The organism is Chamaesiphon sp. OTE_8_metabat_110 (assembly GCF_031382685.1).
Classification (GTDB): domain Bacteria; phylum Cyanobacteriota; class Cyanobacteriia; order Cyanobacteriales; family Chamaesiphonaceae; genus Chamaesiphon.
Genome location: NZ_JANMZA010000241.1, coordinates 1 through 2,087 on the forward strand (window position 1 = coordinate 1; position 2,087 = coordinate 2,087).

Sequence of the window (2,087 nt, forward strand, 5' to 3'; positions counted from 1 at the left end):
AGAGACAGTTAAGCTGCTCAAAGAATTAAATGCTTTTGACGAGTACGACATTATTTTATTCGATGTACTTGGCGATGTGGTTTGTGGTGGTTTTGCTGCACCTCTAAACTACGCCGACTACTGTTTGATTGTGACTGACAATGGCTTCGATGCTTTATTCGCAGCCAATCGGATTGCGGCATCGGTACGGGAAAAAGCGCGGACGCATCCTTTACGGTTAGCTGGTTTGATTGGCAATCGCACCTCCAAACGCGATTTGATCGATAAATACATCGAAACAGTGCCAATGCCTGTGTTAGAAGTGTTACCGCTGATTGAAGACATTCGTGTTTCTCGCGTCAAAGGTAAGACGCTGTTTGAGATGGCGGAAACGGATAAGTCGTTGGAATATGTCTGCGATTACTATCTAAGTATCGCGGATCAGATACTGGCATTGCCTGAAGGCGTGGTGCCGACGGATGCTCCTGACAGAGAACTGTTTAGTCTGTTGTCTGATTTCTATCTCAATCCGGTTGAGCCAAAGGCTCAGGATGCGAGCGAGAAAGTCGATTTGATGATGGTTTAACTTGTGGGTGGCAGGGATCTACCCACCCCGCCCTACGGGCACCCCTCCGAGGAGGGAATTTCCCACGCCAGGATTTGTAGGGGCGGGTTTATGCTATTAACCTCGAATGTAACGATAACTATCGTACAAACCCGCCCTCACCCACCATCAACCCACAGATCTACATAATTTAAGAACAGAAATCGATAAAAATTCCCCTCCTCGGAGGGGTGGCGCGTAGCGACGGGGTGGGTGCCCCCTCAACCGCAGCCAACCAATTAAAAATTATATTTAAAGGAAAACATATTATGACTGTTGCAGCAGAGCCACAGGCGTTAAATTTTGAATGCGAAACTGGTAATTATCACACCTTCTGTCCGATTAGTTGCGTTGCGTGGCTATACCAAAAAATCGAAGATAGCTTCTTCCTCGTCATCGGTACCAAAACCTGTGGTTACTTCCTCCAAAACGCGATGGGCGTAATGATCTTCGCCGAGCCGCGCTATGCGATGGCTGAATTGGAAGAAGGCGATATCTCCGCCCAGTTGAATGACTATGCCGAACTCAAACGGTTGTGCGAACAAATCAAAAAAGACCGCAACCCCAGCGTAATTGTCTGGATTGGTACCTGTACCACCGAAATTATCAAAATGGACTTGGAAGGCTTGGCTCCACGTCTAGAAGCCGAACTGGGTATTCCGATCGTGACTGCCCGCGCCAATGGGTTAGACTATGCCTTTACCCAAGGTGAAGATACCGTCCTCGCAGCAATGGCGGCGCGGTGTCCTGAGAAGGCTCCTGTGGCTCAGGAAGACAAAGATGAGCGCAACGCCATCTCCAAACTGATGAACTTCGGACGCAAGAAGGAAGATGTCACCATTTCCGACTCAGAATATAAAGATCATCCCCCACTAGTATTATTCGGCTCTTTACCCGATCCTGTTGTCACCAACCTGACACTCGAACTGAAAAAACAAGGGATTAAAGTCTCCGGCTGGCTCCCCGCCAAACGCTTTACCGAACTACCCGTACTCGAAGAAGGGTACTACGTCTGTGGCGTAAATCCCTTCCTCAGTCGCACCGCCACCACACTAATGCGCCGTCGTAAGTGTAAACTAATTGGCGCACCATTCCCGATCGGCCCTGACGGAACCCGCGCCTGGATAGAGAAAATCTGTTCGGTATTTAATATCGAACCCCAAGGCTTAGACGAGCGCGAAGCCCAAATCTGGGAAGGCGTAGAAGAATACGTCAAACTGATTCGCGGTAAATCCGTCTTCTTCATGGGCGACAATCTCCTGGAAGTCTCAATGGCGCGGTTCCTGATTCGCTGTGGAATGACAGTCCAAGAAATCGGCATTCCCTACATGGATAAACGCTACCAAGCAGCCGAACTCGCCCTACTGGAAAAAACCTGTCGGGAAATGAATTCGCCATTACCAACAATCATGGAGAAACCCGACAACTATAATCAGTTGCAACGGATTTATGCCCAGAAGCCCGATTTAGTCATCACCGGAATGGCTCATGCGAATCCGCTCGA

1 protein-coding gene and 1 pseudogene are annotated in these 2,087 nt (G+C 49.0%); both read left to right on the top strand.

Features of this window, described 5'->3' with window-relative positions; all coding sequences use genetic code 11:
* A pseudogene (locus RMO52_RS08925) lies at positions 1-565 on the top strand (ferredoxin:protochlorophyllide reductase (ATP-dependent) iron-sulfur ATP-binding protein); the annotation flags it as partial.
* Positions 566-852: 287 nt separating this feature from the next.
* The coding region (locus RMO52_RS08930; RefSeq protein WP_310413078.1) for a ferredoxin:protochlorophyllide reductase (ATP-dependent) subunit N at positions 853-2,087 on the top strand (1,235 nt) is incomplete at its 3' end.